Source organism: Pseudomonas sp. FW300-N1A1 (genome assembly GCF_058789115.1).
The window spans coordinates 25528-48163 of record NZ_JBYTBK010000011.1 but is presented as its reverse complement, the minus strand read 5'-3'; the positions used below and the strand labels follow the sequence as shown (position 1 = coordinate 48163).

Annotated in this window: 34 protein-coding genes; 25 read left to right on the top strand and 9 right to left on the bottom strand. The window is 58.2% G+C overall.

Annotation, left to right across the window (positions count from 1 at the left end):
* Positions 1-156 precede the first annotated feature (156 nt).
* From AC3WQN_RS10370 to AC3WQN_RS10360, 3 genes are read right to left on the bottom strand one after another with little or no spacing between them, the layout of a single operon-like run.
* Positions 157-345 (bottom strand): hypothetical protein, encoded by a 189-nt coding sequence (locus tag AC3WQN_RS10370; protein WP_103399201.1) that lies wholly within the window; start codon positions 343-345, stop codon positions 157-159.
* Entirely contained in the window at positions 342-557 is a 216-nt protein-coding gene (locus AC3WQN_RS10365; RefSeq protein ID WP_103399200.1) for a hypothetical protein, read from the bottom strand. The genes AC3WQN_RS10370 and AC3WQN_RS10365 overlap by 4 nt, the downstream gene beginning before the upstream one ends.
* Complete coding sequence (locus AC3WQN_RS10360) at positions 554-841, bottom strand: hypothetical protein (protein WP_103399199.1); 288 nt, start codon at positions 839-841, stop codon at positions 554-556. Before AC3WQN_RS10360 ends, AC3WQN_RS10365 begins: the two co-directional genes overlap by 4 nt.
* Before the next feature lie 170 nt (positions 842-1011).
* Between AC3WQN_RS10360 and AC3WQN_RS10355 the strand changes: the two genes are divergently transcribed.
* Entirely contained in the window at positions 1012-1974 is a 963-nt protein-coding gene (locus AC3WQN_RS10355) for a lysozyme inhibitor LprI family protein (RefSeq protein ID WP_103399198.1), read from the top strand.
* Positions 1975-2139: 165 nt separating this feature from the next.
* Here AC3WQN_RS10355 and AC3WQN_RS10350 read toward each other — a convergent pair whose 3' ends face one another.
* The 4 genes from AC3WQN_RS10350 to AC3WQN_RS10335 all read right to left on the bottom strand — a co-directional run bounded on the left by AC3WQN_RS10350 (position 2140) and on the right by AC3WQN_RS10335 (position 4549).
* Entirely contained in the window at positions 2140-2340 is a 201-nt protein-coding gene (locus tag AC3WQN_RS10350; RefSeq protein WP_103399197.1) for a hypothetical protein, read from the bottom strand.
* Positions 2327-2824 carry a hypothetical protein gene (locus tag AC3WQN_RS10345; RefSeq protein WP_146038360.1) on the bottom strand — a complete coding sequence of 166 codons (498 nt, stop codon included), beginning with the start codon at positions 2822-2824 and terminating at the stop codon, positions 2327-2329. Before AC3WQN_RS10345 ends, AC3WQN_RS10350 begins: the two co-directional genes overlap by 14 nt.
* 421 nt (positions 2825-3245) lie before the next feature.
* Complete coding sequence (locus AC3WQN_RS10340; RefSeq protein ID WP_103399196.1) at positions 3246-3494, bottom strand: DUF1654 domain-containing protein; 249 nt, start codon at positions 3492-3494, stop codon at positions 3246-3248.
* Between the two features lie 332 nt (positions 3495-3826).
* Entirely contained in the window at positions 3827-4549 is a 723-nt protein-coding gene (locus AC3WQN_RS10335; protein ID WP_103399195.1) for a LexA family transcriptional regulator, read from the bottom strand.
* Between the two features lie 108 nt (positions 4550-4657).
* Between AC3WQN_RS10335 and AC3WQN_RS10330 the strand changes: the two genes are divergently transcribed.
* From AC3WQN_RS10330 to AC3WQN_RS10295, 8 genes are all read left to right on the top strand, one after another.
* Positions 4658-4858, top strand: coding sequence for a Cro/CI family transcriptional regulator (locus AC3WQN_RS10330; RefSeq protein ID WP_103399194.1), 201 nt, complete (start codon positions 4658-4660; stop codon positions 4856-4858).
* A gap of 54 nt (positions 4859-4912) precedes the next feature.
* Positions 4913-5533 carry a DUF8585 domain-containing protein gene (locus AC3WQN_RS10325; protein WP_103399193.1) on the top strand — a complete coding sequence of 207 codons (621 nt, stop codon included), beginning with the start codon at positions 4913-4915 and terminating at the stop codon, positions 5531-5533.
* Positions 5534-5716: 183 nt separating this feature from the next.
* The gene (locus AC3WQN_RS10320) at positions 5717-6649 is read left to right on the top strand and encodes a hypothetical protein (protein WP_103399192.1); all 933 of its coding nucleotides are present in this window, start codon (positions 5717-5719) and stop codon (positions 6647-6649) included.
* Positions 6636-7430 (top strand): hypothetical protein, encoded by a 795-nt coding sequence (locus tag AC3WQN_RS10315; RefSeq protein WP_103399191.1) that lies wholly within the window; start codon positions 6636-6638, stop codon positions 7428-7430. The genes AC3WQN_RS10320 and AC3WQN_RS10315 overlap by 14 nt, the downstream gene beginning before the upstream one ends.
* On the top strand, positions 7430-7930 hold the full coding sequence (locus tag AC3WQN_RS10310) for a hypothetical protein (protein WP_103399190.1): 501 nt from the start codon (positions 7430-7432) through the stop codon (positions 7928-7930). Before AC3WQN_RS10315 ends, AC3WQN_RS10310 begins: the two co-directional genes overlap by 1 nt.
* A gap of 9 nt (positions 7931-7939) precedes the next feature.
* Entirely contained in the window at positions 7940-8410 is a 471-nt protein-coding gene (locus AC3WQN_RS10305) for a hypothetical protein (protein ID WP_103399189.1), read from the top strand.
* Positions 8407-8994, top strand: a complete 588-nt coding sequence (locus AC3WQN_RS10300; RefSeq protein ID WP_103399188.1) for a recombination protein NinG — start codon at positions 8407-8409, stop codon at positions 8992-8994. The genes AC3WQN_RS10305 and AC3WQN_RS10300 overlap by 4 nt, the downstream gene beginning before the upstream one ends.
* Complete coding sequence (locus AC3WQN_RS10295; RefSeq protein ID WP_492589240.1) at positions 8991-9584, top strand: hypothetical protein; 594 nt, start codon at positions 8991-8993, stop codon at positions 9582-9584. The genes AC3WQN_RS10300 and AC3WQN_RS10295 overlap by 4 nt, the downstream gene beginning before the upstream one ends.
* A gap of 414 nt (positions 9585-9998) precedes the next feature.
* On the opposite strand, the gene AC3WQN_RS10290 is transcribed toward AC3WQN_RS10295, so the two are convergent.
* A complete protein-coding gene (locus tag AC3WQN_RS10290; RefSeq protein ID WP_103399187.1) occupies positions 9999-10325 on the bottom strand; it encodes a helix-turn-helix domain-containing protein in 327 nt (108 codons plus the stop codon).
* Positions 10309-10563, bottom strand: coding sequence for a type II toxin-antitoxin system RelE family toxin (locus tag AC3WQN_RS10285; protein ID WP_103399186.1), 255 nt, complete (start codon positions 10561-10563; stop codon positions 10309-10311). The genes AC3WQN_RS10290 and AC3WQN_RS10285 overlap by 17 nt, the downstream gene beginning before the upstream one ends.
* Positions 10564-10766: 203 nt before the next feature.
* On the opposite strand from AC3WQN_RS10285, the gene AC3WQN_RS10280 reads away from it, so the two are divergent.
* The 16 genes from AC3WQN_RS10280 (at position 10767) to AC3WQN_RS10205 (ending at position 22635) form a co-directional block, all read left to right on the top strand.
* The gene (locus tag AC3WQN_RS10280; protein ID WP_103399185.1) at positions 10767-11093 is read left to right on the top strand and encodes a phage holin, lambda family; all 327 of its coding nucleotides are present in this window, start codon (positions 10767-10769) and stop codon (positions 11091-11093) included.
* A 128-nt stretch (positions 11094-11221) separates the two neighbouring features.
* The gene (locus AC3WQN_RS10275; protein WP_103399184.1) at positions 11222-11677 is read left to right on the top strand and encodes a DUF1737 domain-containing protein; all 456 of its coding nucleotides are present in this window, start codon (positions 11222-11224) and stop codon (positions 11675-11677) included.
* Positions 11678-12220: 543 nt separating this feature from the next.
* Positions 12221-12778, top strand: a complete 558-nt coding sequence (locus AC3WQN_RS10270; RefSeq protein WP_095083716.1) for a terminase small subunit — start codon at positions 12221-12223, stop codon at positions 12776-12778.
* A gap of 4 nt (positions 12779-12782) precedes the next feature.
* Complete coding sequence (locus AC3WQN_RS10265; protein ID WP_103399183.1) at positions 12783-14789, top strand: phage terminase large subunit family protein; 2007 nt, start codon at positions 12783-12785, stop codon at positions 14787-14789.
* A gap of 66 nt (positions 14790-14855) precedes the next feature.
* Entirely contained in the window at positions 14856-15062 is a 207-nt protein-coding gene (locus tag AC3WQN_RS10260; protein ID WP_027923826.1) for a phage head-tail joining protein, read from the top strand.
* Positions 15062-16546 (top strand): phage portal protein, encoded by a 1485-nt coding sequence (locus AC3WQN_RS10255; RefSeq protein ID WP_103399182.1) that lies wholly within the window; start codon positions 15062-15064, stop codon positions 16544-16546. Before AC3WQN_RS10260 ends, AC3WQN_RS10255 begins: the two co-directional genes overlap by 1 nt.
* Positions 16543-17700 (top strand): head maturation protease, ClpP-related, encoded by a 1158-nt coding sequence (locus AC3WQN_RS10250; RefSeq protein WP_103399181.1) that lies wholly within the window; start codon positions 16543-16545, stop codon positions 17698-17700. Before AC3WQN_RS10255 ends, AC3WQN_RS10250 begins: the two co-directional genes overlap by 4 nt.
* On the top strand, positions 17697-18041 hold the full coding sequence (locus AC3WQN_RS10245; RefSeq protein ID WP_103399180.1) for a head decoration protein: 345 nt from the start codon (positions 17697-17699) through the stop codon (positions 18039-18041). Before AC3WQN_RS10250 ends, AC3WQN_RS10245 begins: the two co-directional genes overlap by 4 nt.
* Before the next feature lie 72 nt (positions 18042-18113).
* The gene (locus AC3WQN_RS10240; protein WP_103399179.1) at positions 18114-19109 is read left to right on the top strand and encodes a major capsid protein; all 996 of its coding nucleotides are present in this window, start codon (positions 18114-18116) and stop codon (positions 19107-19109) included.
* Positions 19110-19111: 2 nt separating this feature from the next.
* Complete coding sequence (locus tag AC3WQN_RS10235) at positions 19112-19426, top strand: head-tail joining protein (protein ID WP_103399178.1); 315 nt, start codon at positions 19112-19114, stop codon at positions 19424-19426.
* A complete protein-coding gene (locus tag AC3WQN_RS10230; protein ID WP_103399177.1) occupies positions 19423-20058 on the top strand; it encodes a phage tail protein in 636 nt (211 codons plus the stop codon). The genes AC3WQN_RS10235 and AC3WQN_RS10230 overlap by 4 nt, the downstream gene beginning before the upstream one ends.
* Complete coding sequence (locus AC3WQN_RS10225; RefSeq protein ID WP_103399176.1) at positions 20051-20614, top strand: hypothetical protein; 564 nt, start codon at positions 20051-20053, stop codon at positions 20612-20614. The genes AC3WQN_RS10230 and AC3WQN_RS10225 overlap by 8 nt, the downstream gene beginning before the upstream one ends.
* Positions 20581-21141 carry a phage baseplate assembly protein V gene (locus tag AC3WQN_RS10220; RefSeq protein ID WP_103399175.1) on the top strand — a complete coding sequence of 187 codons (561 nt, stop codon included), beginning with the start codon at positions 20581-20583 and terminating at the stop codon, positions 21139-21141. The genes AC3WQN_RS10225 and AC3WQN_RS10220 overlap by 34 nt, the downstream gene beginning before the upstream one ends.
* Positions 21142-21197: 56 nt before the next feature.
* Positions 21198-21428, top strand: coding sequence for a hypothetical protein (locus tag AC3WQN_RS10215; protein WP_256587216.1), 231 nt, complete (start codon positions 21198-21200; stop codon positions 21426-21428).
* A gap of 5 nt (positions 21429-21433) precedes the next feature.
* Positions 21434-21760 (top strand): GPW/gp25 family protein, encoded by a 327-nt coding sequence (locus AC3WQN_RS10210; RefSeq protein ID WP_103399174.1) that lies wholly within the window; start codon positions 21434-21436, stop codon positions 21758-21760.
* Positions 21757-22635, top strand: a complete 879-nt coding sequence (locus tag AC3WQN_RS10205; protein WP_103399173.1) for a baseplate assembly protein — start codon at positions 21757-21759, stop codon at positions 22633-22635. The genes AC3WQN_RS10210 and AC3WQN_RS10205 overlap by 4 nt, the downstream gene beginning before the upstream one ends.
* Position 22636 lies beyond the last annotated feature (1 nt).

The window sequence follows — 22636 nt, the reverse complement described above, 5'->3', positions numbered from 1 at the left end:
AGGGCTCCTCGCTGCGATGCGCGCAGCGTTTAAAATGGTTTGGTTATTGAGTGATGCGGTCAGCGATGGCGTTGAGCAGCATCAGAAAGGTGAAAACGGTGAGGGCGGGGAATGAGCCGCGCCAGATCAGTAGCCGGCGGGCGCGCTGGCGGGATGTCACGGTCGAACCCTCACCGCAATCCGGCGGTCCTTCATGGTGGGTGCCAGGCGCTTGGGTAGAAGTGCCACCGGAAATTCACGGCTGGCCAGCTCCTCCGGAACAGAGACAAAGCCGATGACCGCCAGCTTCTGCTCGATGTCTTCGATCTGTTCGTCGATCAATGATTTAACCGGTGCGGTGCTCATGAGGTTCTTCCTTGCCGGCACTCAAATGTGCGGCGCAAGCGTTCGGTGTAGTGAGCGTCTTCCTTCGCGCTGATGACGTTCAGCGTTCGGAAGATCAGGAGCGCAGTGTTGGCTGATGCCCTGACTGCGATGGCGCTGCATTCGGGGTCGATCATTCGGGCGATGTAGCCGTCGAGCATGCCGATGGCCAGTTCGTGGTTTCCGTCGCTCATGCTGCCCACCGTTCCCGGCGTCGATTGGCGTCGATTTCAACCCACAGCGCTGTCTCGATCTGCCGTCCGTACTGTTTCGCCAGAAGTGGTAGGGTCCACGGATCAACATCCATTCGGATGCCTTCTTCGTCGTAGCAAATGCCCGAAACCATGTTGAACTCCAGCTCACGACAACCCTGCGCATCCCAGTCGCTGCTCCAGCTACCCGGGCACGGCGGTGTGTTCTCGCAATGGGTCACCTCCACCTGGAGGACAAACCCTTCAACAATCACTTCGTAAGTCATGGTCGCCTCCAGATCGGCGGGTATTGATCCAACAAAACTCGGCTGCACTCATCCATTCCGCTGGTTGCCGTTGGGCGCGGAGGGGAGTGCAGGCGGGTGGTGTCGGCCAAGTTATTTTTACGAGGGTGAGCTAAAGTAAGTACTCGATAATTACTTGGCTCGAGGCTATTTTGACGAAACAACTAAAGACAGGAATCGATAAGCAGGTTGCGGAAATACGCTCTCGATTACAATTTGGACATGTCGACAGTTCGCATTATGAAACTGCAACTAGACTTTTCAATCTCGTGGAAGTATTGCAGAGAGTTCAGTTTTCTGGTGAGTGCGAACTCTTTAGGTATTTTCCTGTTGCGTCTGTCGCGATTCTGGAGTCCCACTTTCGTGCCAATATATCCTTGATAGTCGATCAAGGTTCGCCATATTTTGAGCGGGGATTAAAGCTCGTAGGGGAAAAGTTAAAGGCTGTAGATGTTATACCGATGATCCATAATAAAGCTGTAACAGTAGGAGATTTAGTAGCTTACAGTCTTCCATTCAGCTCTTTGGCCCACCTGGTTGGCGCTTATGATGCAATCCTAGGATCTGATCTGAAAAAAATGGCAGCGACTGCTGAAGATCCTTATTTTGCAAGGCAGAATAGCGAGTTCAGGCAACCATTGATTCAGGATGTGTCTCTCGTTTGGCGCGATCTGGCGATGGCATTCGACGCAAGACACATACTTGCTCATGAGTCTGCATCACAATACGAGGTGAGCTTCGAAGGTGCCTCTGCTGCCGTCGAAAGCGTGAAGTCTTTTACGGAGGTGGTTGACGCTATTTTGTGGGCAACCATCTGGAAAGAAAAACCGTTAACGCAGTATGAAATGAATGTCAGTGCATACGAAAGATACAAGGCTACAAGATTAGCGCTAAGTAACGCCATTAGAGTAAAGCGTTCAGAACTTGAAGATGATAGCAGTAAGTCAAGATTTCGAAGGTTGCATTTGCAGTGGAAGAAGTGGTCGCTTGAGTGGTGCAATTTTAACGCAGACAGATTTTGGGGTGGTTCTATTCGGCCAATGATTTTGGCTGACAGCCTCCAAGAAAGCGCGAAAAATAGATTAAAAGAGATCGAGGATATGACTGGATACTAGTTTGTTGTATCCGCATTAGGGTGTGACCTGACCGCCGCTATGAAGCGATGCCACGACAACGGTCGGGCAAAACGGGTCTGGGTTAGATCATACTCAGATGCAGTCTGGCGATGGGGGTATCAGGCGCTCGGGCAGTTTCCTCAGGCTGACGTGGCGCCGGTTGTTCTATTCAGCTCCCTGCTCAAGCCAGGCTATGCGCGGTGCTTCTTTGCGAAGTGCGTAGTACTCGACCTGAACCTTGGCGCTGTTAATCATCTTGCCGCCTAGGTTGGCTAGCTCTGCGGCTTCGGTTGGCTTCAGCTCGCCAGCCTGAAGTTGGCGAAATACCTCAGATAGGTTTTTGCGAAGCTCTTCAGCATTCTTCATCTAATATCTCCTTTGCCCTGCGCCCAATAATCAATTGCAGTCGTTTGATTGGAATCAACTCAGAGGGCACCTGCGATTTTCTTAGGGTAGTACGATTGCTTAGAACATGCTTTATGTACGAATCTGTCATTTGTTCAGATTCTGCTTTTCGCTTAGCGACAAGAGCGCCTTTGTGTTCTAATTGGTAGCGTTTACTGTTTGCGATAATTTTGTCGCTGTTTGCTTCGTAGTAATTTGATCTTCTGGTTCTAATCTTTTCAGCATGGCTATCTTGGTAGATCCTGTCCCGCTCCCTAATTTTTTCTCTATTCTGCTTTATATACTTCCGATCTTTAGCGCGAATCTTCTCTAAATTCTGCGCCCTGTAAGCAAATCCTCGTTCTTTTGCGCACCCCTTGCATTGGCATGCTGCGCCAGGCTTTCCATTTCGTGCATGAAAACTATCTAGACTGAGGATTCGCTTGCATCTAGTGCAGGCCTTCATTCGATTCCTCCGCTGAATTCAACAATGCCGCCTCATCGAAGCGGCATCAGTAAATCTGCAGGGTGTCACTCGCGCCGCTTACCGAGTCATTCGCCAGTTCGGTCAACACCTCGACAGCCGTATGGGGTATCCCATCGTGGGCAGGCTTTCGTGCCTGTCTGTCGCCGGTCACCAGTAGTGGCAGCGCGTTTTTATTCACCTGACTTTCTCTCGCCCCACAGGTGTGGCCGGGGCTGACCTCCCAGCGGATCGCCGGGTAATCGTGTATGGCGCAGGTTGTTAAAGAGCGGCGCGGCTTTCGCTGCTGGGCCGGTGATGTTGGCTTGAGACATAAATTACTAGCGATAATATAAGCGGTCAAGACCGCAGGTAATAAAAAAGACGATAGATAGTAAAAAACCTGCTCAATTGCGGGTTCTCTTCACGCTTCGCAGTACTCTCGCCATCCGATCCTGACGGCGCCGTTCTCAAGCCGATCCATGCGGATCCCATTGGTTTCTTCAATTTCCTGAAGTACCTGCTGCCACACATCAGTAGGTTCTTCCTCTGACCTTGTGACGACGACGGATTGAGTTTTCTGCGCATGCGGTGCAGAGATCAGGCGTTGGATTCGTCGACGTACAAGCTCATATGAGGTCTCAGCTGGGCTTTGAGGAGGAGGGCGCCGCATGGAGTGTTCCTTGTTTTTACCGTTTGAAAACAAAGCCTTAGAATGTCAAATATCTGATGAGCGACAATGATTTTTCTCAGGGGATCTGGAAAAAGCTCTTGCCTGCTTTTTGTGCGCAAAAGAAAGCCCAGGCGCGGCGGGCTTATGAACGCTGTGAAAGGAGTAGGGGGATGCTTCATCCCTTGAGTGACTCGTGAAATGGATGTCGTGGATACGAAAAAGCCCGCACATGGCGGGCTCTTTATAGGCGGGGCCAAATCCCTTTGGCTGAGTGCATTGTGCGTATCTGGTGTGACGAAGGCATGACGGGATTGATATGAAAATCCCGATCACTACAATTTTTGTAATGCCCTGACCACAACACCGACAATCCGACAGTTCTCCGCGCACATCTCGGTGGGGTAGGCAGGGTTCAACGGCTTCAAATAGCGTCGACCACCATCATCTACGAGTTTTTTGAACGTGGCCTGGCCACTGTCAGCTAATTTGGCAATCACCAATTTCCCGGATTGAACATCAGCCTCGGTATCAACCAGGATCAGGGTTCCTTCAGTGATGCTAGTCCCGACTGGTGATGTCATTGAGTCGCCCTTGACCTCAAGCCAGAACGCGGGACCTTTTGAGTTGTAGTCCGAGAGTTCGTACCGATCTGAGAATCCAGGAGGGAAGGGTTCGATGGCCTCCGCCCATGCACCAGCGGCAACCCAGCTAATTACGGGGTAGCGGAAGGACTCGATGGGTTGACGAGTTGAACCGACATTAGAAGGTTCAGAGCTTGAAAGCATGTCGATTTCTTTGGCGAGGCGCTCGCTAAAGGCTGAAACAGGGACTTTCAAATAACGCGCAAAAACAGAGGCCGCCTCGATATTCAAGGCATTTCGCCCCGTCAAATAATGGCTCGCGGCGCTCTGGCTATTGGCCTTAAGGCCCTCGATAGCAATTTTTTCCTGGCTCAGGCCGAGCTCTTTTTTCTTCGCTTTATAGAGCGCGTTCAGCGCGGCGCATTCCTGCTGCTCTACGTCGCTCAAAGGGCGTTTTTTCAAAGGTTTATTCATCAGTTAACTGTATTACGTCAGGTAATATCAATCTAAGACCGCCGATATTGACTTAATAAAGACCGCAGGTAATACTTTTGCGCATGCATAGTGAAGGAGGACCCCCTTATGCAGCGCATACCACTCAAAGATTTTGTGACGAAAGTTGGCCAGCTAAAGGCGGCGACAGCTCTTCGTATGAGCCAGGGCGGCATCAGCAAAGCCTTAAAGGCGGATCGGGAAGTTTATGTGACCGAGTTTGATGACGGCAGCTTTGAGGCGGAGGAGGTGAAGCCCTTTCCTGCCCAAACCCAACGCCTCGCTGGTTAACCGGAATCTCCGCCCAGCGCTCAATTGAAGCCAGATTAGAAGAGAGCAGTCCCCATGGAAACGTCCAATTCAAGACACAGCGTGCAAACCCGTGACCAAGTGTTGGTCGCTCACGCAGCAAACCAGATCGCACGCACCAGCTTGAGCCAGGACGACTTTGCTCAGGCGCTGAGCCGGGAAATTTACCTGATCGTCCCTGCCGCGAAGATCGAGCTGGCGAAGGTTCCTGATTTCGATGAGCTGGCACGGCTGAATGATGTCGGCGAGTTCATGAAGGCAACCGGTCGCTGGCTCAAGCGTGTTCAACGCTGGTTGTCGGGCGAGCAGGAAATGCCATCTTGGCTGGAAGAGTCGTGGGTGAATGCGCTAGAGCCGGAGTTCCGCGATCACTGCATCAATGAACTGGCCGGCCGTCATGGGTTGATCGGAGCCCGGCAGATGCAGACCGAGCAATGCGCGAACAGAAGCTTCGGAGCACTGATCCGTGCTTTGGGGGATGTGATCGATACGGGCAGCGATGTATTCGACGATCAAGTGATGTGCGGAGAGGACTTGCCGCACCTACCTGCGTTTGCAAAGCAATGCCGTCAGGTTGAAGCGCGGGCAGGGGAGTTGGGCCGTAAAGCCGACGCTCTGCTTGCATTGCACCGACCGACTTTGAAATCCATCGCCTAAATCCCGGGCACAAAAAAGCCGGGATTCCGCCCCGGCTCATTCGCTACCACTTGATGAGTCCGATTATGCAGAGCCAACCCACTTCAAGCAATACCCCGCCCAATGTCGCGACACGTTTTCAGCGTTCGCGAAACGTGTCGCGCACGAACTCAGTCGCCTCATTGGCCGGGAAGGCGTGACGGCATGACTTTTCAGGAACTGCTTGATCGGCCAATCGCCTTTCAGCGCGCCTTTGTGACGCTTGGCGTAGGCATCACTGGCGCCCTGATGCTGTCCCAGGCGATCTACTGGTCCAATCGCACGGACAACACCGAGGGATGGTTCTACAAGACCATGGAAGAGTGGGAGGCCGAGACCGGTATGACTCGCTCGGAACAAGAGAGTGCGCGCAAAAAGCTGGTCAAGATTGGCGCGATTGAAGAGATGAAGAAGGGTGTTCCTTGCCGACTGTTCTACCGGGTGAACATCGCAGCGATTCACGCAAACTTGTCTGCTGATTTCCCGCAATCCAGTTTGCAGGATTCCCGCAAACAAGGACGCAGGAAAGCCGCAAGCAAGCCTGCGGTAAACCAGCAAGCTATTACAGAGACTACAGCAGAGATTACTTCAGAGACTACGGCAGATACTTTGCAGGACGGCTCGGGCAAGCCGACCCAGTCCGGCGCGCTGGCGGTGTTTGATCGCATCGAAGCACCACGAGTTGAATTGCCCGCCGACATGCCGGGCCCAAAAGATCAGTCATGCAAAACCTTCAAGGCTTGGGCGAATTACGCGATGGCCTACCGCAAGCGCTACGGCGCCTGGCCGGTGTGGAACGCCAAAGCGGGCGGTCAGCTCGGTCAGTTGGTGGATCGTCTCGGAGCCGATGTCGCCCACCACGTCGCCGCTCACTTCCTGAAAACCAGTGACGCTGCTGTCCTGCGTAAGTGCCACAGCCTCAACGAGTTGCTGACCAACGCCGAGAGCTATCACACCCAATGGGTAACCGGTCAGCGCGTCAACGGGGCAACCGCCCGGCAGATGGAACGCACTGAGGCAAACCTGTCCGCAGCAGAGAAGGCGGCTCAACTGGTGTTGGCCAAGCGCCAAGCGGGAGAGCGCAATGAGTACCTCTGAAATGAATGACGCCCAGGTCGCCGGGCTAGCTGCCGCCATCTGCGCAACGGCAGAGGCTATGGGGCAGGAGATGAATCCAGGTACCGCGGCGATGATGGCCGAAGACCTGTCTGCGTATCCGGTGCCAGTCGTTCGCGCCGCGCTGAAGGCCTGTCGGTGTGAAGTGAAGGGCAAGCTGGCCATGGCTGACATCCTGTCGCGTGTCCAGAGCAAGGACGGCCGCCCGGGCAAGGATGAGGCGTGGTCGATTGCGCTCACTGCCGGTGATGAATCCGAAACGGTGGTGATGACTGCCGAGATCCAGCAGGCCATGAAGGCTGCTGCGCCGATCCTGAAGCTCGGCGACAAGGTGGGTGCTCGCATGGCGTTCATGAGTGCCTACGAGCGGCTGGTGGTCGCTGCTCGAGCCGAAGCGTTGCCGGCCGCTTGGAGCGTTTCCCTTGGGTTCGATCCATCACGGCGGGTTGCGGCGATTGAATCGGCAGTCCGCATGCAGCTCATCACCCAACAAGCAGGCACCCAGTATCTGGCAGATCTACGCATCGCGCCCATCACTGCCGATGGTCAGGCCATAGCCGGGCTCATCACTGGCTCCACGGCGACACCGTCGCCACATCTACGCGAAAAGCTCGCTGAGGTTCGTTCGATTCTCGAGGCGGCCAAGGCCAGGCAAGACCGCGAACGACTCAAAAAGGCCCAGGCAGACCGGGTCGACACATATCTGCGCAAGCGCAAAGCCCGTGCGGCAATCACTGCCGTGCAACGCAAGGGGGGTTACTGATGAACCAATCAAGGCTGCAACAGATGCTCGCCGGGCAGACGGCCCTTGCCCGCAAGGTGTTCGATTTTGTCCCCATCCAGGAGTGCTGGGCGGCAATCGATATTCACAACGCGCTCAAGGCCTCCAACACCAGCAGTGCGCAGTTTCGCCCGGTGCGTGCATGCCTCGGTGAACTGAAAGAGCAAGGCCTGATTCGCGAGCCAGTTAATGGACGCTTCCAGCGTGCCGCCACAAACCCTAAACCGAAGAGAGAGCAAGTCATGTCGAAGGAAGCCAGTCAGACCGTGGTATTGACCAAGAAACCAGAGGTCAATGCCCTGGATGCACTGGCGGCACTTTCTGGCGAGGTGGTCAGTCTTGCCGATGAGCTCGGTCAGCGCATGAAAAAGCTGGCTGTACGCATCGAAGAGGTGGCGCTTTCGGTTGAGTCGGAGCGTGAAGGTAATGCTGAAGCGCTCGGCAAGCTCAAGCAGCTGCAATCGCTGCTGAAAAGCCTGTAGGTAGCAGCCATGACCGACCGTATAAGCGTCAATAGCTCGGCCCGGCTGTTCGAAGCGATCACCAAGCTCACCGCCATGTATCGGGACAAAAAGTTTGTCGTGGTCTCCCTGCGCCCTGGCAAGGACCGCACCCTGGACCAGAACGCTCTGTGGTTTTCCCTGTACCAGCGCATTGCTCAGATGACGCAGATCGGTGAAGTCGAGGACGCACGTCGCTACTGCAAGCTGCACTTCGGCGTACCGATCATGCGCTGCGATTGCCCAGAGTTCCGCGATGGCTGGAACCGGATGTTCCTGCACCTGACCTACGAGGAAAAGCTTGAGCTGATGGGGCCTTGTCCGCTGCTCGGCCCGGACGGCTTTCCGGTTACTCGGCTGTTCAACCGCGCCCAGGGCATCGCGTACACCGACCGTATCGTGGCTGAGTTTTCGGCCAAGGGCGTTTTCTTCGGTGATTTGTTGGGTGAGGTGGCTGCATGAGAGTAGCCCTCAAGGAACTCCGCAAGAAGAAGTGCAAGAACGGCGCCTGTGGCATTGAGTTCACCCCTGATCGTGGCCGCCCTTTGCAATCGGTGTGCAGCCCGCTGTGCGGCCTGGCCATCAAGGATGTGAATCAGGAGAAGGCTCGCAAAGCCATCGACCAGCGCGAGCGCCGAGAGATCCGGGTAGCGAAGGAGCGGATCAAGTCGCGGGCCGACCACATGCGCGAGACGCAGCAGGCGTTCAACGAGTTCATCCGCCTGCGGGACAAGGATCTGCCGTGTGTGAGTTGCGGGCGGCACCATCAGGGTCAGTACCACGCAGGCCACTACCGCACCGTCGGAGCGAACCCTGAATTGCGCTTCGAACCACTGAACGTGTGGAAGCAGTGTGCCCCCTGCAACAACCACAAGTCTGGCGACATCGTGAACTACCGCATCGAGCTGGTGAAGCGCATCGGCACCGAACGGGTTGAGTGGTTGGAAGGGCCTCATGAGGCCCAGCGCTACACCATCGAAGACCTGAAGGCCATCAAAGCCAAATACCGGGCATTGACCAGGGAACTGAAGAGGACGACAGCATGATGAAACTGAACTCGGCACGCTTAGCCTGGCACGATGCGCTGTACACCCCATGGGATAGTCAAGGCGCCCACGTAGAGCAGATCGGCCTGCTGGGCTGCTCTGTGCAGAAGACCGAGAAGTCCGTGAACAGTCGGCACGCCATGCACCAGGCGCTGTCGGGCCACATCCAACACGCTATCTGCACGCTGCCGGCCGCGCTCAAGGCTTTCGGCAACCACATGTACAGCCCGCTCGCCACCGACGACGACAAGGAAGAGGCAGAGGAGGTCCTATTTATGGCCGTGTACTCCATGGGGCCGAAGATGATGGCGAAGAAGTTCATCAAGGCGCGCTACGTGGCCTCGACTGTGTTGTTCCGGTACCGCCGCATGCACCAGGGCGGCCAGAGCGAGGGCATCGACCCGCTGCCAACCCCGGAGGCGTTCCGTGGCTGGATTTTCGCTGTGCACGGAGTGTCGTTGCCATCTGAGAACTGGGGTCGGGAATGGGAAGGGTTCGTTGCTCGGTGTTTCGATGCCTGTAACGATCTGGACAAGCAGGCACTGGTGCCGGTTTCCCGGTGCATCAACGTGATGAAAGAGGCGGCATGAGCGTTAAATGTTAATGCGCAATATATCGGTTGACCAAATGTTCGGCTGAGGGTATCGTTTCGCCATATTTAGAGTTTCGCCTTTGGCGAACTTGACCGAACTTTTAAAGCCCCGCCAGAGAAATCTGCCGGGGCTTTGTCGGCTTTGGCTACGGAGAAAGTTATGTCCAGAGCACAACGCCGACACGATACACGCCGCATCAAGGCTCGCTTTTATGCAAAGCAGCGCGCTTATGAGTGCTGGTCAACCAGCGAGAAAACCGCTGGTCTTTTTGCCAACCATGGGAAGGTGTGTTCCTGCTGGATGTGTGGCAATCCCAGAAAGCTGGGTTTGCTCACGATGCAGGAGCTACGAGCAGGTTTCCCGACTCAAGAGTGACTACAAAGCCCGGCCATTGCGTCGGGCTTTTTGCATTTACAAGTCCAGCAAATCACGATGAATGCCGAACGCATGAGCAATCTTGTCGAGGGTGGCCTTGCGCGGTTTTGCGGCTTGCTCTTGTTGTGCGTATGCCGCCTGGGTAATGCCGATGCGCGAGGCCACTTCTGCCTGAGTAAGGTTCAGGTGCTTACGCCATGCGCCGACAGCGGTCAGGTCTTCTTTGACCATGTATCCAACCACCTCATTCGGAATCAAATCCTCCTGCGGGTGGTTTGCAACATACTCCGCGTAGGGGATGACGACAAAGGCGGGCGCTCCGTCTGGCCCGCTGATGATCTGAATGTTAGTAGGTGCGTTCATCGCGCTTTTTCACCTCTTCAATGTTTACGATCTTGACCCCGCCATCCCAGTCAAACATGACTCGGTAGTTTCCTACCCTGAGCCGGTATCCATACTGGTGTTTGACTAGGGCTTTGACGTTGGAGACGTTGGGCATATGAGCGAGCGCCTGTGCTGCGTCATAAATCTTGCCTTTTTCATCTTTGTTGATCTTGGAGAGCTGCTTTACGGCTTTCCGGGTCCAGTTGATTGTATTCATGCTGCCTCGCAATCCATGACAAAAATATAAGTCATGTGATAAGTATTGTCGAGGTTTTTGTTGGGTTGTTGTCGGTAAATACTTATTGGTTTTGTTTTCGGTCTCTGCGTTGTGCAATGGCCAGAAACCAATTTATAGCCCTGCCACTGTGCGGGTTTTTTTGACTTTCTTCCGAGTCTCGGGAGGTAACAGAGACCCCGAACATGCCGGAAAAACCAGACACCTGGGCCATTGCTTTCGTGTGGCTCAGTCAGCATTCGCAAACCATTTGGGCGGCCTTTCTGTCGTTGTGCATGACCGTGCTGCGCGTGTTCTACACCGGCGGCACCTGGAAGGATGCGCTGATCGAAGGCCCCATGTGTGTGTTGCTCTCCCTGAGCATTATCTGGGGCTTCGAGCTGATGGGCTTGTCGCCATCACTGGCTCAGCCGGTCGGTATCTGGGTGGGCTTCCTTGGGGTGAAGAAGGTCGCCCACTGGGCTGATCGGATTGCTGAAAGCAAGTTTCCCAAGTCGGATTCGGCACCATGAAGCCCCGTCCGTGGGGGCTGCCTGTTGTGCTCCTGATGGCCTACGCCGTCACGGGCCATATCCACTGTGGTGAGTCGCCTGCCTGTCAGCCACTCACCGTTCAACCATTCAATTTTGAGGTTTAGATAATGGCCTACACCCAATATGACACCGTCGTTGCCAACAATCCCGAGGAGCTGGTGGCCAAACTGGCTGAGGCCATTGCCGATGGTTGGCAGCCTTACGGTAGCCCTGTCTCCATCACTGAAGGCTTTCAAGTGCTTCAGGCTGTGGTGAAGGGCTCGAGCAATGTCGGTGGAGCACCAGGCGATATCACCTCGGACAGCATCACGGACGCCTCTGATGTCGGTAAGGCGGTGCTGGTGAGTGTCGATGCTGCCGCTGCTCGTGCTGCTACTGGTAGTGGGACTTCGGACTTCTCGGGTAGCTACAACGATCTGACCGACAAACCAGTGATTCCGGCTGCTCCTGCCGAGGGTGATGCCGCGATGCTGGTAGCTGGCACTGACCTCGTCACCCGTACCTGGACAGCCCAGATGATCCATGACGAGATTGCCCGCCAGATTGCAGCGATACCAGCATGAGCCACAAACAAGCGATCTCATCGTGGGAAGTAGTGGTTTATGACGACTGCGTCCGTTTTAAACGCGTTGATCACGGGCGGATGCAGGAAGCATATCCGCCGGTCCCTACCTCAACGGCAGCGGTGTATGCCGCGGCGATCGTGAACGGTCTTCAACCGCCACGGGACATTCGCCCATGTGGCAAGCCGGTTGATTGAGCTCGGCCTGACCCGCGTGTGGATTTTCGAGGTTTCCAAATCCACCGGGGACCCTGGCAACTTCCAAGGAACACGGGGCATAAGACTCGCGCAAACGCGCTAGCGGCAGGGTCTGAAAGTTAGTTGACACAGGTTGACAGGTTGACAGCAAATCCCTGATTTCGAGCCGTCAAAGTTTGTACTTATCCCCCTCATCATTTCTCCGCACAGGCCCGCTACGACTGGTCGTAACGCCTATCTGCTCTATTCAGGTGTTCACAATGAAACTCCCGGATAAACGCTTGGGAAGCCTGTCAAGTAAGTTGACAAGGTTACGCGTTACCCGGAAATAAACAGGTGAGGGTGTATGGCTTTTTTAACTCGCAAGGAATACGGCGAACTGAAGGGCTGGTCGAGGCAGCACATCAGTAAACTGGTCCAAAATGAAAGGCTGGTTGTGAACGGCGCCGGGTTGATTGACGTGAATGCTAGCGATCAGCTCCTGGCGATGACCAGCGATCCGAGTAAAGCCGGCGTCGCTGCTCGACACGAGCAGCAGCGACTTCAGCGCGACGCTCCCAGCGCGGGCGAAGAAATCGAGGCTGATCAGCTGGGACTGGCGCCGGATTTTCAGAAGGCCCGCGCTATGCGGGAACACTATTTGGCCTTGCAAGAGCAGGCCAACTTTCATACCCAGCAGGGCACGCTCGTTGAGCGAAAGGCAGTGGAAAATGCAGCCTATAACGCTGGCCGCCTAGTGCGTGATCAGTTGCTGGGATTGCCTCCGCGCCTGGCCCCGGAAATGGCAGGGATGACCGACCCCTGGCAAATCGAGAGGCTTTTGACTGCGGCCATTCGACAAGCGCTGGAAGACGCCGAACGAGTGTCAAAGGCGGATCTAGAACACGCCGTCACCCCGAGTTAAATCTATGCCCTCAGAGATCCCGAATGGTGCAGCGGTGTACCGTGAGGCGCATTTCCGTGGGCTACAACCGGACCCAGATCTCTGGATCGATCAGTGGGCCGACGAGTACATGCGTATCCCACGCGATGCCGGCGCCGCCGAACCCGGCCAGTACCGTACGGCGCGGACCCCGTATGCCCGCGAACCGATGCGCTGCCTGTCACCGGCGCACCCCTGCAAGCGCGTGGTGACCATGGTCGCCTCGCAGTTGATGAAAACCCAGATCGCGCTGAACTGGATCGGTGGTTTGATGCACATGGCACCATCGAACATTTTGACCTTGCTGCCCAGCCTCGGCCTGGCCAAGCGGGTGTCTTCGCGCATCGGCAAGACCATCAAGGCCACTCCTGAGCTGCGCCAGCGGGTCGCCGCCAACCGCTCGCGCGACGCTCGCAACACCATGGACACCAAAGAGTTTGAAGGCGGCTCGCTGTACATCACCACAGCAGGCTCCGCGGCGAACCTGTCGGAGTTGTCGGCCCGCTACATCTACGGCGATGAAGTGGATCGCTGGGTGGTGGACGTCGGGGAGGAGGGCGACCCGATTGAGCTGGCCGAAACTCGGGGCAGTACGTTTGGCCGTAACGCCAAGTTCTACTTCTCCAGTTCGCCGACGATCAGGGGCGCCTCACGTATTGCCGATCTGTTCGAGACCAGCGACCAGCGTTATTACTACGTGCCGTGCCCGAGCTGTGGGCACATGCAAGTCCTCGAGTGGGAGCGCCTGCATTACTCGGCGGATTACCAACTGGTGCACTACCAGTGCGTCGGTCCTGACTGTGACGTGCTGATCGAAGAACACCACAAGGGCGAGATGTTGGCCAAGGGCGAGTGGCGCGCCCATGCCCAGGGCGATGGCGAAACTGTCGGTTTCAACCTCAATGCGCTGTATTCGCCTCCTGGCTGGACCGGTTGGGCCTCGCTGGCCAAGCAGTTCGAGAAGGCCAAAACAGCCATGTCCCGCGGCGATCTGGAACCCATGCAGGTGTTCTATAACACTCGTCTGGCCAAGGTCTGGGACAGCGCCCAGGAGCAGACCAAAGCCGATGTCCTGATGGCCCGGGCACGCCTGGAAACCTATGGCCTGGGTTCGATGCCGTTCGCGGTGCTGATGCTCACGGCGTCGGTTGACGTTCAAGCCAACCGGCTGGAGTTCATGGTGGTTGGTTGGGGCGCCGGTATGGAGCGCTGGATCATCGACTATCAGGTGATCTGGGGCGACCCCTCCGACGAACGAACCTGGGCGGTGCTCGATGACAAACTCAAGGCGCGTTATCCGCATCCCTGTGGCGTGGAGCTGACGATCCGGGCGGCCGGCATCGACTCCGGTGGTAATCACACCGACGAGGTGTATCAGTTCTGCCGGCTGCGGCGCTGGCGCAACATCTTCGCGGTCAAGGGCGCGAGCAAGCCGGGCCGCCCGGTGATTGCGCAGCGACCATCGATGATGGATGTCACCTGGAAAGGTTTGACCGAACGCAAGGGCGTGGAGCTGTGGTTCATCGGCACCGACACCGCCAAGGACTGGATTTACAACCGCTATCCGGTGGAAGACGGCCCTGGTGCGCTGCACTTTGCCAACGACCTGCCGGACGATTTTTTCGCTCAGTGCGTCGCCGAGCGAAAGGTGACCCGCTACGTCAAAGGTTTCAAAAAAATCGAATGGGTCAAGGGCAAGGCTGAGCGCAACGAGGCCCTCGACTTGATGGTGTACAGCCTGGCGATGGCGCATTACCTGGGACTGCACCGCTACAAGGAACACGACTGGGAGCGGGTAAGAGCCGCGCTGTTTCAGGCTGCGCCACCGGGCGAGAAACCCGTCACGGCCGAGCGTGTCAGCACGCCGGCAAAGCCACAGCAGCAACCTGCCGAGCCGGTACCGCAACGCACTGCACCGGCGGCGTCACCACCGCCCGTTGCACGTCCCCCACAACGGCGAAGTTCCAGCAGCGGCTACCTCAAGCGGCGCTGAGTGGCGGTGTGCTCAGGCGCAAAGATTTTTACCTCACGTTGTTTTTCTCTTTTAGAGCGATCCCTCATGGCCTTTACCCAACAGCAACTCGATGCGGTCGAGAAGGCAATCGCACGCGGTGAGAAAATCGTGCGCTACGCGGATCGAAACGTTGAGTACCGAGACATCGACGAACTGCTCAGGGCGCGCGACGAGATCCGCAGTTCGCTGATCGCGGCGGCCGGTCCTCGGTCGCGCATCGTGCGGCTTTACCATGGAGGCAAGGGATTGTAATGGCGCATCACTTTCCAACATTGGGCCGCGGCGGTTTCCTGATCCCGTCGAACATCAAGGCCAGTTACGAAGGCGCCGCCGAAGGGCGCCGTTCCGCCAGTTGGGATGCCCCCGACGCGGGCTTCAACAGCCTGGCCATTCCGGCGCTGCGCAACCTGCGTTCCCGCTCCAGGGCGGCGGTACGCAACGACCCCTACGCCTTCAACATCATCGACAAACGGGTCAGTAACCTGATCGGCACCGGCATTACGCCACGGCCGAAAACCCAGGACGATGAGCTTCGGCATCTGCTGCAGGAACTCTGGGCCGATTGGGTCGAAGAATCCGATGCCGATGGCCTGACCGACTTCTATGGTCAGCAGGCGCTGATCGCTCGGACGGTTGAAACCGCCGGTGAATGTTTTGTCCGCTTGCGGCCACGCAGCCTCGACGAAGGCTTGGCGGTGCCGCTGCAGTTGCAGGTACTGGCCCCGGAGTTTGTGCCGCACGACAAGTTCGAGGCGGCGCGCAACGGCAACATCATCCGCGCCGGGATCGAGTTCAGTCCGGACAGTCGCCGGGTCGCGTACTGGATGTATCGCTCCCATCCGGGCGATGCCTCGTCATTGAACAGCGGCTACAACCAGCTGGTGCGTGTACCGGCCAGTCAGGTGCTGCACATTTTTGAGCCGGTTGAGCCGGGTCAGTTGCGCGGCTTGCCACGCTTGTCACCGGTGCTTAAACGCCTGCGCAGCCTGGACAACTACGACGATGCGGTGTTGTTCCGCCAGGAGGTGGCCAACCTGTTCGCCGGCTTCATCAAAAAGCCGTCGCCGGATGACATTCAGACCCCGGTCGATCCGGTGACCGGTGCGCCGCTGAACCTGGCCTCGGACGGTTTCACGCCCATGGTCGCGTTGGAGCCCGGAACCATGCAGGAGCTGTTGCCGGGGGAGGAGGTCGAGTTTTCCACGCCGCCGGATGCAGGCAACAACTATCCAGACTTCATGCGTCAGCAATTGATGGCCGCAGCGGCCGGGGCCGGGATGCCGTACGAGATTCTCACCGGCGACATGCGCGAAGTGAATGACCGCGCGCTGCGCGTGGTGCTCACCGAGTTCCGGCGTCGTCTGGAGCAGCTGCAATTTGGGGTGTATGTGCACCAGTTGTGTCGCCCAGTGCGGGCGGCCTGGATGGACATGGCGGTACTCAGTGGCGCGGTGCTGCTGCCGGACTACGCCCAGCGCCGCCGTGAATATCTGCGTACGCGTTGGGTGCCACAAGGCTGGGCCTATATCCATCCGGTTCAGGATGTTCAATCACGCACGATGGAAGTCAACGCAGGCTTTGCCTCGCGCAGCGAGATGGTCCTGCGCACCGGGTATGACGCCGAAACGGTGGATGAAGAAAACGCCGCGGATGCCGAACGGGCTCGGGGCAAGGGTCTTAATTACAGCACGCTCGTCGATTTGCTTCAGGCACTCGACGACAAGGAGCAAGCATGAGCAACAACACGTCTCCGCGCATTTACAACAAGGCCGGCCAGCGGGTCCAGGTGCAGGACAAGAGCTGGTACACGGTGCAGGCCAGCGGTGATGCTGAACAGCGCACCATCGAAGTGTTCGTGTATGGCGAGATTGGTTATTGGGGGATCACGGCCAGTCAATTCGTGCAGGATCTGCGCGCCATGGATGATGGGGTATCGCCGGTCATCGTCGCCTTCAACAGCGTCGGTGGCGATCTGTTCGACGGCCTGGCCATGCATAACGCGCTGTCGCGTTTGGGCGAGCGTTGCACCGGCCGTATCGATGCGTTGGCAGCGAGTGCGGCCAGCGTCGCGGTGTGCGGTGCCCACAAGGTGGTGATCGCGTCCAACGCGATGCTGATGATTCACAACCCATGGACCTATGCGGCGGGTGATGCCGATAGCTTTCGCAAGGTGGCCGATGTCCTCGACCAGACCACGGAGGCGATCATTGCGGCCTACAAGTCCAAGGCGCCGAACATCGATGAGGAGGGGCTGCGCGCTATGGTGGCCGCCGAAACCTGGTTGACCGCGGGTGAGGCGGTCGCTTTGGGCCTGGCGGATGAAGTGGGTGATGGCGTTCAGGTCAAGGCTTGCCTCGGCCAGGGTGGCGTATTGCAGCGTTACCAGCATGCACCCGCTGCCTTGCTGGCACAGCTTGATGAACCTGCTGAGCTCGATCCGAAACCCGAGCCCGAACCCTCCGAGCTACCCGCACCTCCGATACTGGATACCGCCAAGCTGGCCCTGATGATCACTCAGGGCTGCACCCAGGCCGGGATCAGCAACCTGATCGAGCCCCTGATTCAATCCTCCGGACTCAAGGACGAAGCCACCGTTCAAGCAGCACTCACCCGTGCCAAGGCCGTAAATGACCTGTGTGTCGCCGCACGGTTACCTGAGTTCAGCGCCGAATATGTCGCGGCCGGGCTAGATGCACCCGCCGTGCGGGCGCGGCTGTTCGACAAGATCGTCAGCAGCGGCAACGGTTTCGAAATCGACAACAGCTTGCCTCTCAATCAAGACCCTGCACCGAAGGTGCAGGCGAAACAACCTGATCCGTCTTCGATCTGGGCGGCCCGTCAGACGGTCAAGGTTGGGCAATCCAAATCTGCAAAAGGAGCACGAGCATGACCGTAAAGTACGAAACGCTACACGCTGGTGAGTTTCTGCTCTCCGAAGGGGCTGGGAAAATCTCCCGCGAATCCATTCTGGTGGCGGCGGGCGCCGCCTTGAATGCCGGGCAGGTGCTGGGGCTGGTCGCGTCGACCAATGAATTTGCCCCGTACGATCCCGCCGCCACCGACGGCACCGAAGTGGCGGCTTGCATCCTCTACGGGCCGCTGGGCGAATCGACCGAGGAGCGTCGGGCCAGTGCGGTGGTACGACTGGCTGAGGTCAGCGAGGTGCACCTGACCGGCCTGGATGCTGACGCCGAGGCCTCGTTGGCCACCCAGTTTGTGATCGTCCGCTAAGTTCTTTCGCTCCTTTACCCCATTTCCAAACCCCGCCCAGTGCGGGGTTTTGCTTTTCTGGAGAGTCCCTTCATGGCCGATATTGGCATTTTTAACGACGATGTTTTTTCTGTGTCCTCGCTGACTGCAGCGATCAACGATCAGGAATACCTGCCGGGTCGCATCAGCAGCCTGGGTCTGTTTCGCGAAGAGGGCATCACCACCCTGACCGTGCAGATCGAAAAGAACGGCAACACCCTGGCCCTGGTGCCGGCGGGTGAACGTGGCACCTCGGGTCTGGTCGTCGGCGCGAGCAAGCGTCAGATGATTCCGTTTAATACCGTGCACCTGCCGCAGCGTTTCACCATCAATGCCGATGAAATTCAGGGCATTCGTGCCTTTGGTACGGCGACCGAGCTGCAGGCCGTACAGGGCGTGGTCAATGCACGCCTGAGCAAAGCCAAGCGTCAGCTCGATGCCACCCATGAATTCCAACGCATGGGCGCACTCAACGGCCTGGTATTGGACGCGGATGGCTCCACGGTCCTGCTGAACATTTATCAGGCGTTCGGCGTGGAGCAACAACGCCTGTCCATGGGCCTGAATGACTCGGCGACAAAGATCCGGGTCAAGTGCGCCGAAGCGCTGGACATGCAGGAGGATGAATTGGGCAACGTCACCAGCTCGGGTTCGCGGGCCTTCTGTGGCAAGAATTTCTGGAACAAGCTGGTTACGCACAAGTCGGTTGAGGAAACCTTCCTTAATACGATCCAGGCAGCGGAATTGCGCGGCGACGCGCGGGAAAGCTTCGAGCTGGGTGGCATCATCTGGGAGCGCTACCGCGGGCGTATCGCCGGGGTGGCATTTATCCATGACGATCAAGCGTTGTTGATTCCGGAAGGCGTGCCGGATCTGTACATCTCTTGCTTTGCCCCGGCGGACTACATGGAGACCGCCAATACCCAGGGCCTGCCGTATTACAGCAAGCTGGAACCCTTGCCATTCAACAAGGGCATGGAGGGTGAAGCCCAGTCCAACCCGTTGCACCTGTGCACCCGTCCACGGGCGCAGATCCTGCTGACGCTCTGACCATGGCTTTCCGAGACCTGGTCGAGGAGATCGACAGCGTGGTGTTCGACACCCTGGCCGATGTCGGCTACATCGAAGGCCGGCGCGTGCTGGGCATGTTCTCGGCGCCCTGGTTGCAGCCCAAGATCGGCCGCTTGAACACCGGTCTGCGCGAGCCGTGCTTTCACATTCGGGTGGCCGACGCGGCGGGCGTGGAAAAAACGCAAACGGTGCAGATCGAGTTACCGGCCCTGGACGGTGGCGGCGAGTACACCCTGATTCACCTTGAACCGGCGGGTGATGGCTTGGTGGGGTTGGTCCTGAGGTTAAAAGCATGAGTGCCGTCCCGGTTTCGCTGCAGCTCTCGGCCAAGGATATGCAGGCCTTCAAAAGTCTGGCCAAGGTGGTGCCCAAGGCGGTTGCGGCGGCGCAACGACGGGCTATCAACAAGACGTTGGGCTGGCTGGCCACACACATGGCGCGGGATGTCAGCAAACAGGAGCGGATTGCCGTCCGGGCAGTGCGTCAGCGTCTGCGCAGCTATCCGATCAAAGGCCAGGGCCAGTTGGGCAAACTCTGGTTCGGTACCAACCCAATGGAAGCCAGCCGGATAGGGAGTCCCCGTCAGGGCAAGGCCGGTGTTTCGGTGGCGGGGCGGCGTTACCAGGGCGCCTTTTACAAGCGTGTGTACGGCAACAAGGCGGATATCTGGATCCGCACCTCCAGCAAGCATTTCAACCCGGACGACTATCCCGGCAGCACGGTCTCGGCCAGTGGCGGCACCAGTTCGGGCTGGATCGCGGAAAACGATGATCGGTTTCCATTGGCCAAGGCCAAGGTTTCGCTCGAAGATGTTGAAGGGCCGTTTTATGCCTGGGCGAAAAAAGCCGACGAGCGCCTGCTGGTGGTGCTCAAGCAGGAACTGAACTTTGAACTGCATAAATACCTGAAGGGGAGCGCCCGTGGCTGATCCTGCCTTTTCGCTGGATGCGCTGTACGCGGCCATCGAGGAACACCTCCGCCAAGCGCTGCCCACGGTGCGATTTGTCGCGACCTGTCCGGACATTCAGGACCGGGTGGCGCTGCCGGCGGTGTTTCTGGAACCGGTTGAGTTTGAGCCCGGGCAAGACATCGGCACCGGTGAAACGGTGCTGGTCCTGCGTTTTGAGGCACGAGCTATTGTCGGGCCGGAGCTGGCGCGCCATCAGCTACTGGGCGCCCAGTTGGCGGCGCAAATCGCGATTTTGCTACGGGCGCAGACCTGGGGCTTGGATAACGTCGAGCAGGCGCAGTTCGTAGCCTCGCGCCAGGACTGGACCAAACCTGAGCTGGATGGTTACACCGTGTGGATGGTGGAGTGGACCCAGCAGATCTACCTCGGTGAGGTCGAGTGGTTATGGCCCAACGAGCCGCCCGGCACCCTGTACCTGAACGTCGACGGTTGTACCGGTATCGGCAATGAGGATCACTACTTTCAGCCGGAGGATCTGGCATGGGATACCCCAGCGCTGAACACGATCGGATGATCGCCGCCATGCTGCTGCCCTGCGTGGTGGTCGGCGTCGATCTGATTGCCGGCCGAGTGCGGGTCAAGGCCGGCACCTGGGTCAGTGCCTGGGTGCGTTGGCATAGCCTGGCCGCCGGCAAGGCCCGGCACTGGCGGGCGCCGAGTCCGGGAGAGCAGGGCGCGCTGTTCAGCCCCAGCGGTGACCCGGCGATGGGCACCTTTATTCCGGGGCTGTATGGCAATGCCGGGGCGCCGCCGGATAACCGCGATCACGTCGAGGCCTGGTACTTCGACGATGGCGGCTCGCTGATCTACGACTGGCAGGCCGGCAGTTACAGCATCGACTTGCCGAACGGCAGCTGCGCGACGATCAAGGTCGGTGAGTCGTTGTTCGAAGTCACGCCGGATCAGGTCCGGGTGGCCGCGAGCCAGATCGCGCTGGCGGGTGAGGTGACTATCGACGGATCGCTCAACGTATCCGGCGACATCAACGGAGCCGGCACGATCATGGATGCCGGCGGTAACAGCAACCACCACTCGCATTGAGTGCACATTCACCTTCAGCCCGCCGCGCGCGGGCTTTTTCATGTCTGGAGAAAACCATGACGAGTAAAACCAAGGATGCCTTGACCACGGTGGACGAAACTCCCCCGGCGGTACCCGAAACACCCTGCGTCTTTCGCGACACCCTCTACACCTCGCGGGTGCTGATCCTGCCTGAAGGCGGGCGCACTTTGCGCGTGGCCAAAGCGCAGGTCGCGGTGGCGTCGACGGATACGGTCGCGCTCGAGTATTTGCGCGGCCGTAAGGACTTTGTCGCGGTCGAGGGCTGATCGAGATGATCGGACTGGACCGCCGCACCGGGCAGCTCATCTCCGGCATCGATCACCTGCGCCAGTCCATCGAGGACATTCTGTCCACCCCGCTGGGCAGCCGGCGGATGCGCCCGGATTACGGTAGTAAGCTGCGCCGCTTTGTCGACCTGCCGGTGAATGACGGCTGGAAGAGTGCAGTGCAGGCCGAAGTGGCCAGCACGCTGGGCCGTTGGGAGCCGCGTCTGAAACTGGGACGGGTGCGCGCCGTGGCCATCCTTGACGGGCGGATCACGTTCGAGCTGACCGGGCAGTACCTGGGCAGTGAAGTGTCATTGGAGGTGTCCGCATGACCATGGAACTGGCGGCACTGCCGCCGCCACAAGTGCTGGAAGACCTGGACTTTGAAGCGGTCTACCAGGAGAAACTGGAAGCCTTCCGTCTGAGCATGGGCGACAACTGGACCGCAGAACTGGAAAGCGATCCAGTGCTCAAGTTGATCGAGCAGGCCGCGTATGGCGCCTTGCAGAACCGGGCGCGGGTCAACGACGCGGGCAAGGCCTTACTGTTGGCCCACGCCGAACGTGGCGACCTCGATCACCTGGCGGCAAACGTCAACCTGCAGCGGTTAGTGATTCAGGCCGAAGACCTGAGCACGGTGCCGCCGACACCGCAGGTGCTCGAGGAGGACGATGCCCTGCGCGAGCGGATTCAGCTGTCGTATGAAGGGCTGACCACGGCCGGGCCACGCAACAGCTACATCCTGCACGCGCGCAATGCCTCGGGCCTGGTGGCCGATGCCACCGCAGAAAGCCCATCGCCGGCCGTGGTGGAGGTCACCGTGCTCAGTCTTGAAGGCAGTGGCGCCGCCTCGCCGGAACTGCTCGAGCAGGTCCAGCTGCACCTCAATGATGAAGATGTGCGGCCAGTGGGTGATCGGCTCACGGTGCAGAGTGCCGTGGTCATTGATTACAGCATTGAAGCCGTGTTGTACCCGCAGGCACCTGGACCGGAAAACGAAGCCTATCTGGCCGAAAGCCAGAAACGCCTGAGCGAATGGATCAACCCGCGGCGCCGTCTGGGGCTGGAGGTAGCGCGCTCGGGCATCGATGCGCAGTTACACGTTCCCGGGATTGCCCGGGTCGAGTTGTTGGGCTGGACGGACATTAAACCGAGCAAGGCCGAGGCGGCGTACTGCACCGGTTACACCGTAACCCTGGGGGCCTGAC

Coding starts and splice junctions, on each gene's coding strand:
- AC3WQN_RS10255 (WP_103399182.1), top strand. CDS start 15,062: ATGGCGCATCACTTTCCAACATTGGGCCGCGGCGGTTTCCTGATCCCG.
- AC3WQN_RS10290 (WP_103399187.1), bottom strand. CDS start 10,325: ATGAACGCACCTACTAACATTCAGATCATCAGCGGGCCAGACGGAGCG.
- AC3WQN_RS10235 (WP_103399178.1), top strand. CDS start 19,112: ATGGCTTTCCGAGACCTGGTCGAGGAGATCGACAGCGTGGTGTTCGAC.
- AC3WQN_RS10295 (WP_492589240.1), top strand. CDS start 8,991: ATGATGAAACTGAACTCGGCACGCTTAGCCTGGCACGATGCGCTGTAC.
- AC3WQN_RS10360 (WP_103399199.1), bottom strand. CDS start 841: ATGACTTACGAAGTGATTGTTGAAGGGTTTGTCCTCCAGGTGGAGGTG.
- AC3WQN_RS10340 (WP_103399196.1), bottom strand. CDS start 3,494: ATGCGGCGCCCTCCTCCTCAAAGCCCAGCTGAGACCTCATATGAGCTT.
- AC3WQN_RS10350 (WP_103399197.1), bottom strand. CDS start 2,340: ATGAAGAATGCTGAAGAGCTTCGCAAAAACCTATCTGAGGTATTTCGC.
- AC3WQN_RS10320 (WP_103399192.1), top strand. CDS start 5,717: ATGACTTTTCAGGAACTGCTTGATCGGCCAATCGCCTTTCAGCGCGCC.
- AC3WQN_RS10325 (WP_103399193.1), top strand. CDS start 4,913: ATGGAAACGTCCAATTCAAGACACAGCGTGCAAACCCGTGACCAAGTG.
- AC3WQN_RS10345 (WP_146038360.1), bottom strand. CDS start 2,824: ATGAAGGCCTGCACTAGATGCAAGCGAATCCTCAGTCTAGATAGTTTT.
- AC3WQN_RS10230 (WP_103399177.1), top strand. CDS start 19,423: ATGAGTGCCGTCCCGGTTTCGCTGCAGCTCTCGGCCAAGGATATGCAG.
- AC3WQN_RS10305 (WP_103399189.1), top strand. CDS start 7,940: ATGACCGACCGTATAAGCGTCAATAGCTCGGCCCGGCTGTTCGAAGCG.
- AC3WQN_RS10215 (WP_256587216.1), top strand. CDS start 21,198: ATGACGAGTAAAACCAAGGATGCCTTGACCACGGTGGACGAAACTCCC.
- AC3WQN_RS10275 (WP_103399184.1), top strand. CDS start 11,222: ATGGCCTACACCCAATATGACACCGTCGTTGCCAACAATCCCGAGGAG.
- AC3WQN_RS10270 (WP_095083716.1), top strand. CDS start 12,221: ATGGCTTTTTTAACTCGCAAGGAATACGGCGAACTGAAGGGCTGGTCG.
- AC3WQN_RS10285 (WP_103399186.1), bottom strand. CDS start 10,563: ATGAATACAATCAACTGGACCCGGAAAGCCGTAAAGCAGCTCTCCAAG.
- AC3WQN_RS10220 (WP_103399175.1), top strand. CDS start 20,581: ATGGGATACCCCAGCGCTGAACACGATCGGATGATCGCCGCCATGCTG.
- AC3WQN_RS10330 (WP_103399194.1), top strand. CDS start 4,658: ATGCAGCGCATACCACTCAAAGATTTTGTGACGAAAGTTGGCCAGCTA.
- AC3WQN_RS10205 (WP_103399173.1), top strand. CDS start 21,757: ATGACCATGGAACTGGCGGCACTGCCGCCGCCACAAGTGCTGGAAGAC.
- AC3WQN_RS10240 (WP_103399179.1), top strand. CDS start 18,114: ATGGCCGATATTGGCATTTTTAACGACGATGTTTTTTCTGTGTCCTCG.
- AC3WQN_RS10300 (WP_103399188.1), top strand. CDS start 8,407: ATGAGAGTAGCCCTCAAGGAACTCCGCAAGAAGAAGTGCAAGAACGGC.
- AC3WQN_RS10310 (WP_103399190.1), top strand. CDS start 7,430: ATGAACCAATCAAGGCTGCAACAGATGCTCGCCGGGCAGACGGCCCTT.
- AC3WQN_RS10280 (WP_103399185.1), top strand. CDS start 10,767: ATGCCGGAAAAACCAGACACCTGGGCCATTGCTTTCGTGTGGCTCAGT.
- AC3WQN_RS10335 (WP_103399195.1), bottom strand. CDS start 4,549: ATGAATAAACCTTTGAAAAAACGCCCTTTGAGCGACGTAGAGCAGCAG.
- AC3WQN_RS10365 (WP_103399200.1), bottom strand. CDS start 557: ATGAGCGACGGAAACCACGAACTGGCCATCGGCATGCTCGACGGCTAC.
- AC3WQN_RS10250 (WP_103399181.1), top strand. CDS start 16,543: ATGAGCAACAACACGTCTCCGCGCATTTACAACAAGGCCGGCCAGCGG.
- AC3WQN_RS10245 (WP_103399180.1), top strand. CDS start 17,697: ATGACCGTAAAGTACGAAACGCTACACGCTGGTGAGTTTCTGCTCTCC.
- AC3WQN_RS10260 (WP_027923826.1), top strand. CDS start 14,856: ATGGCCTTTACCCAACAGCAACTCGATGCGGTCGAGAAGGCAATCGCA.
- AC3WQN_RS10210 (WP_103399174.1), top strand. CDS start 21,434: ATGATCGGACTGGACCGCCGCACCGGGCAGCTCATCTCCGGCATCGAT.
- AC3WQN_RS10315 (WP_103399191.1), top strand. CDS start 6,636: ATGAGTACCTCTGAAATGAATGACGCCCAGGTCGCCGGGCTAGCTGCC.
- AC3WQN_RS10370 (WP_103399201.1), bottom strand. CDS start 345: ATGAGCACCGCACCGGTTAAATCATTGATCGACGAACAGATCGAAGAC.
- AC3WQN_RS10265 (WP_103399183.1), top strand. CDS start 12,783: ATGCCCTCAGAGATCCCGAATGGTGCAGCGGTGTACCGTGAGGCGCAT.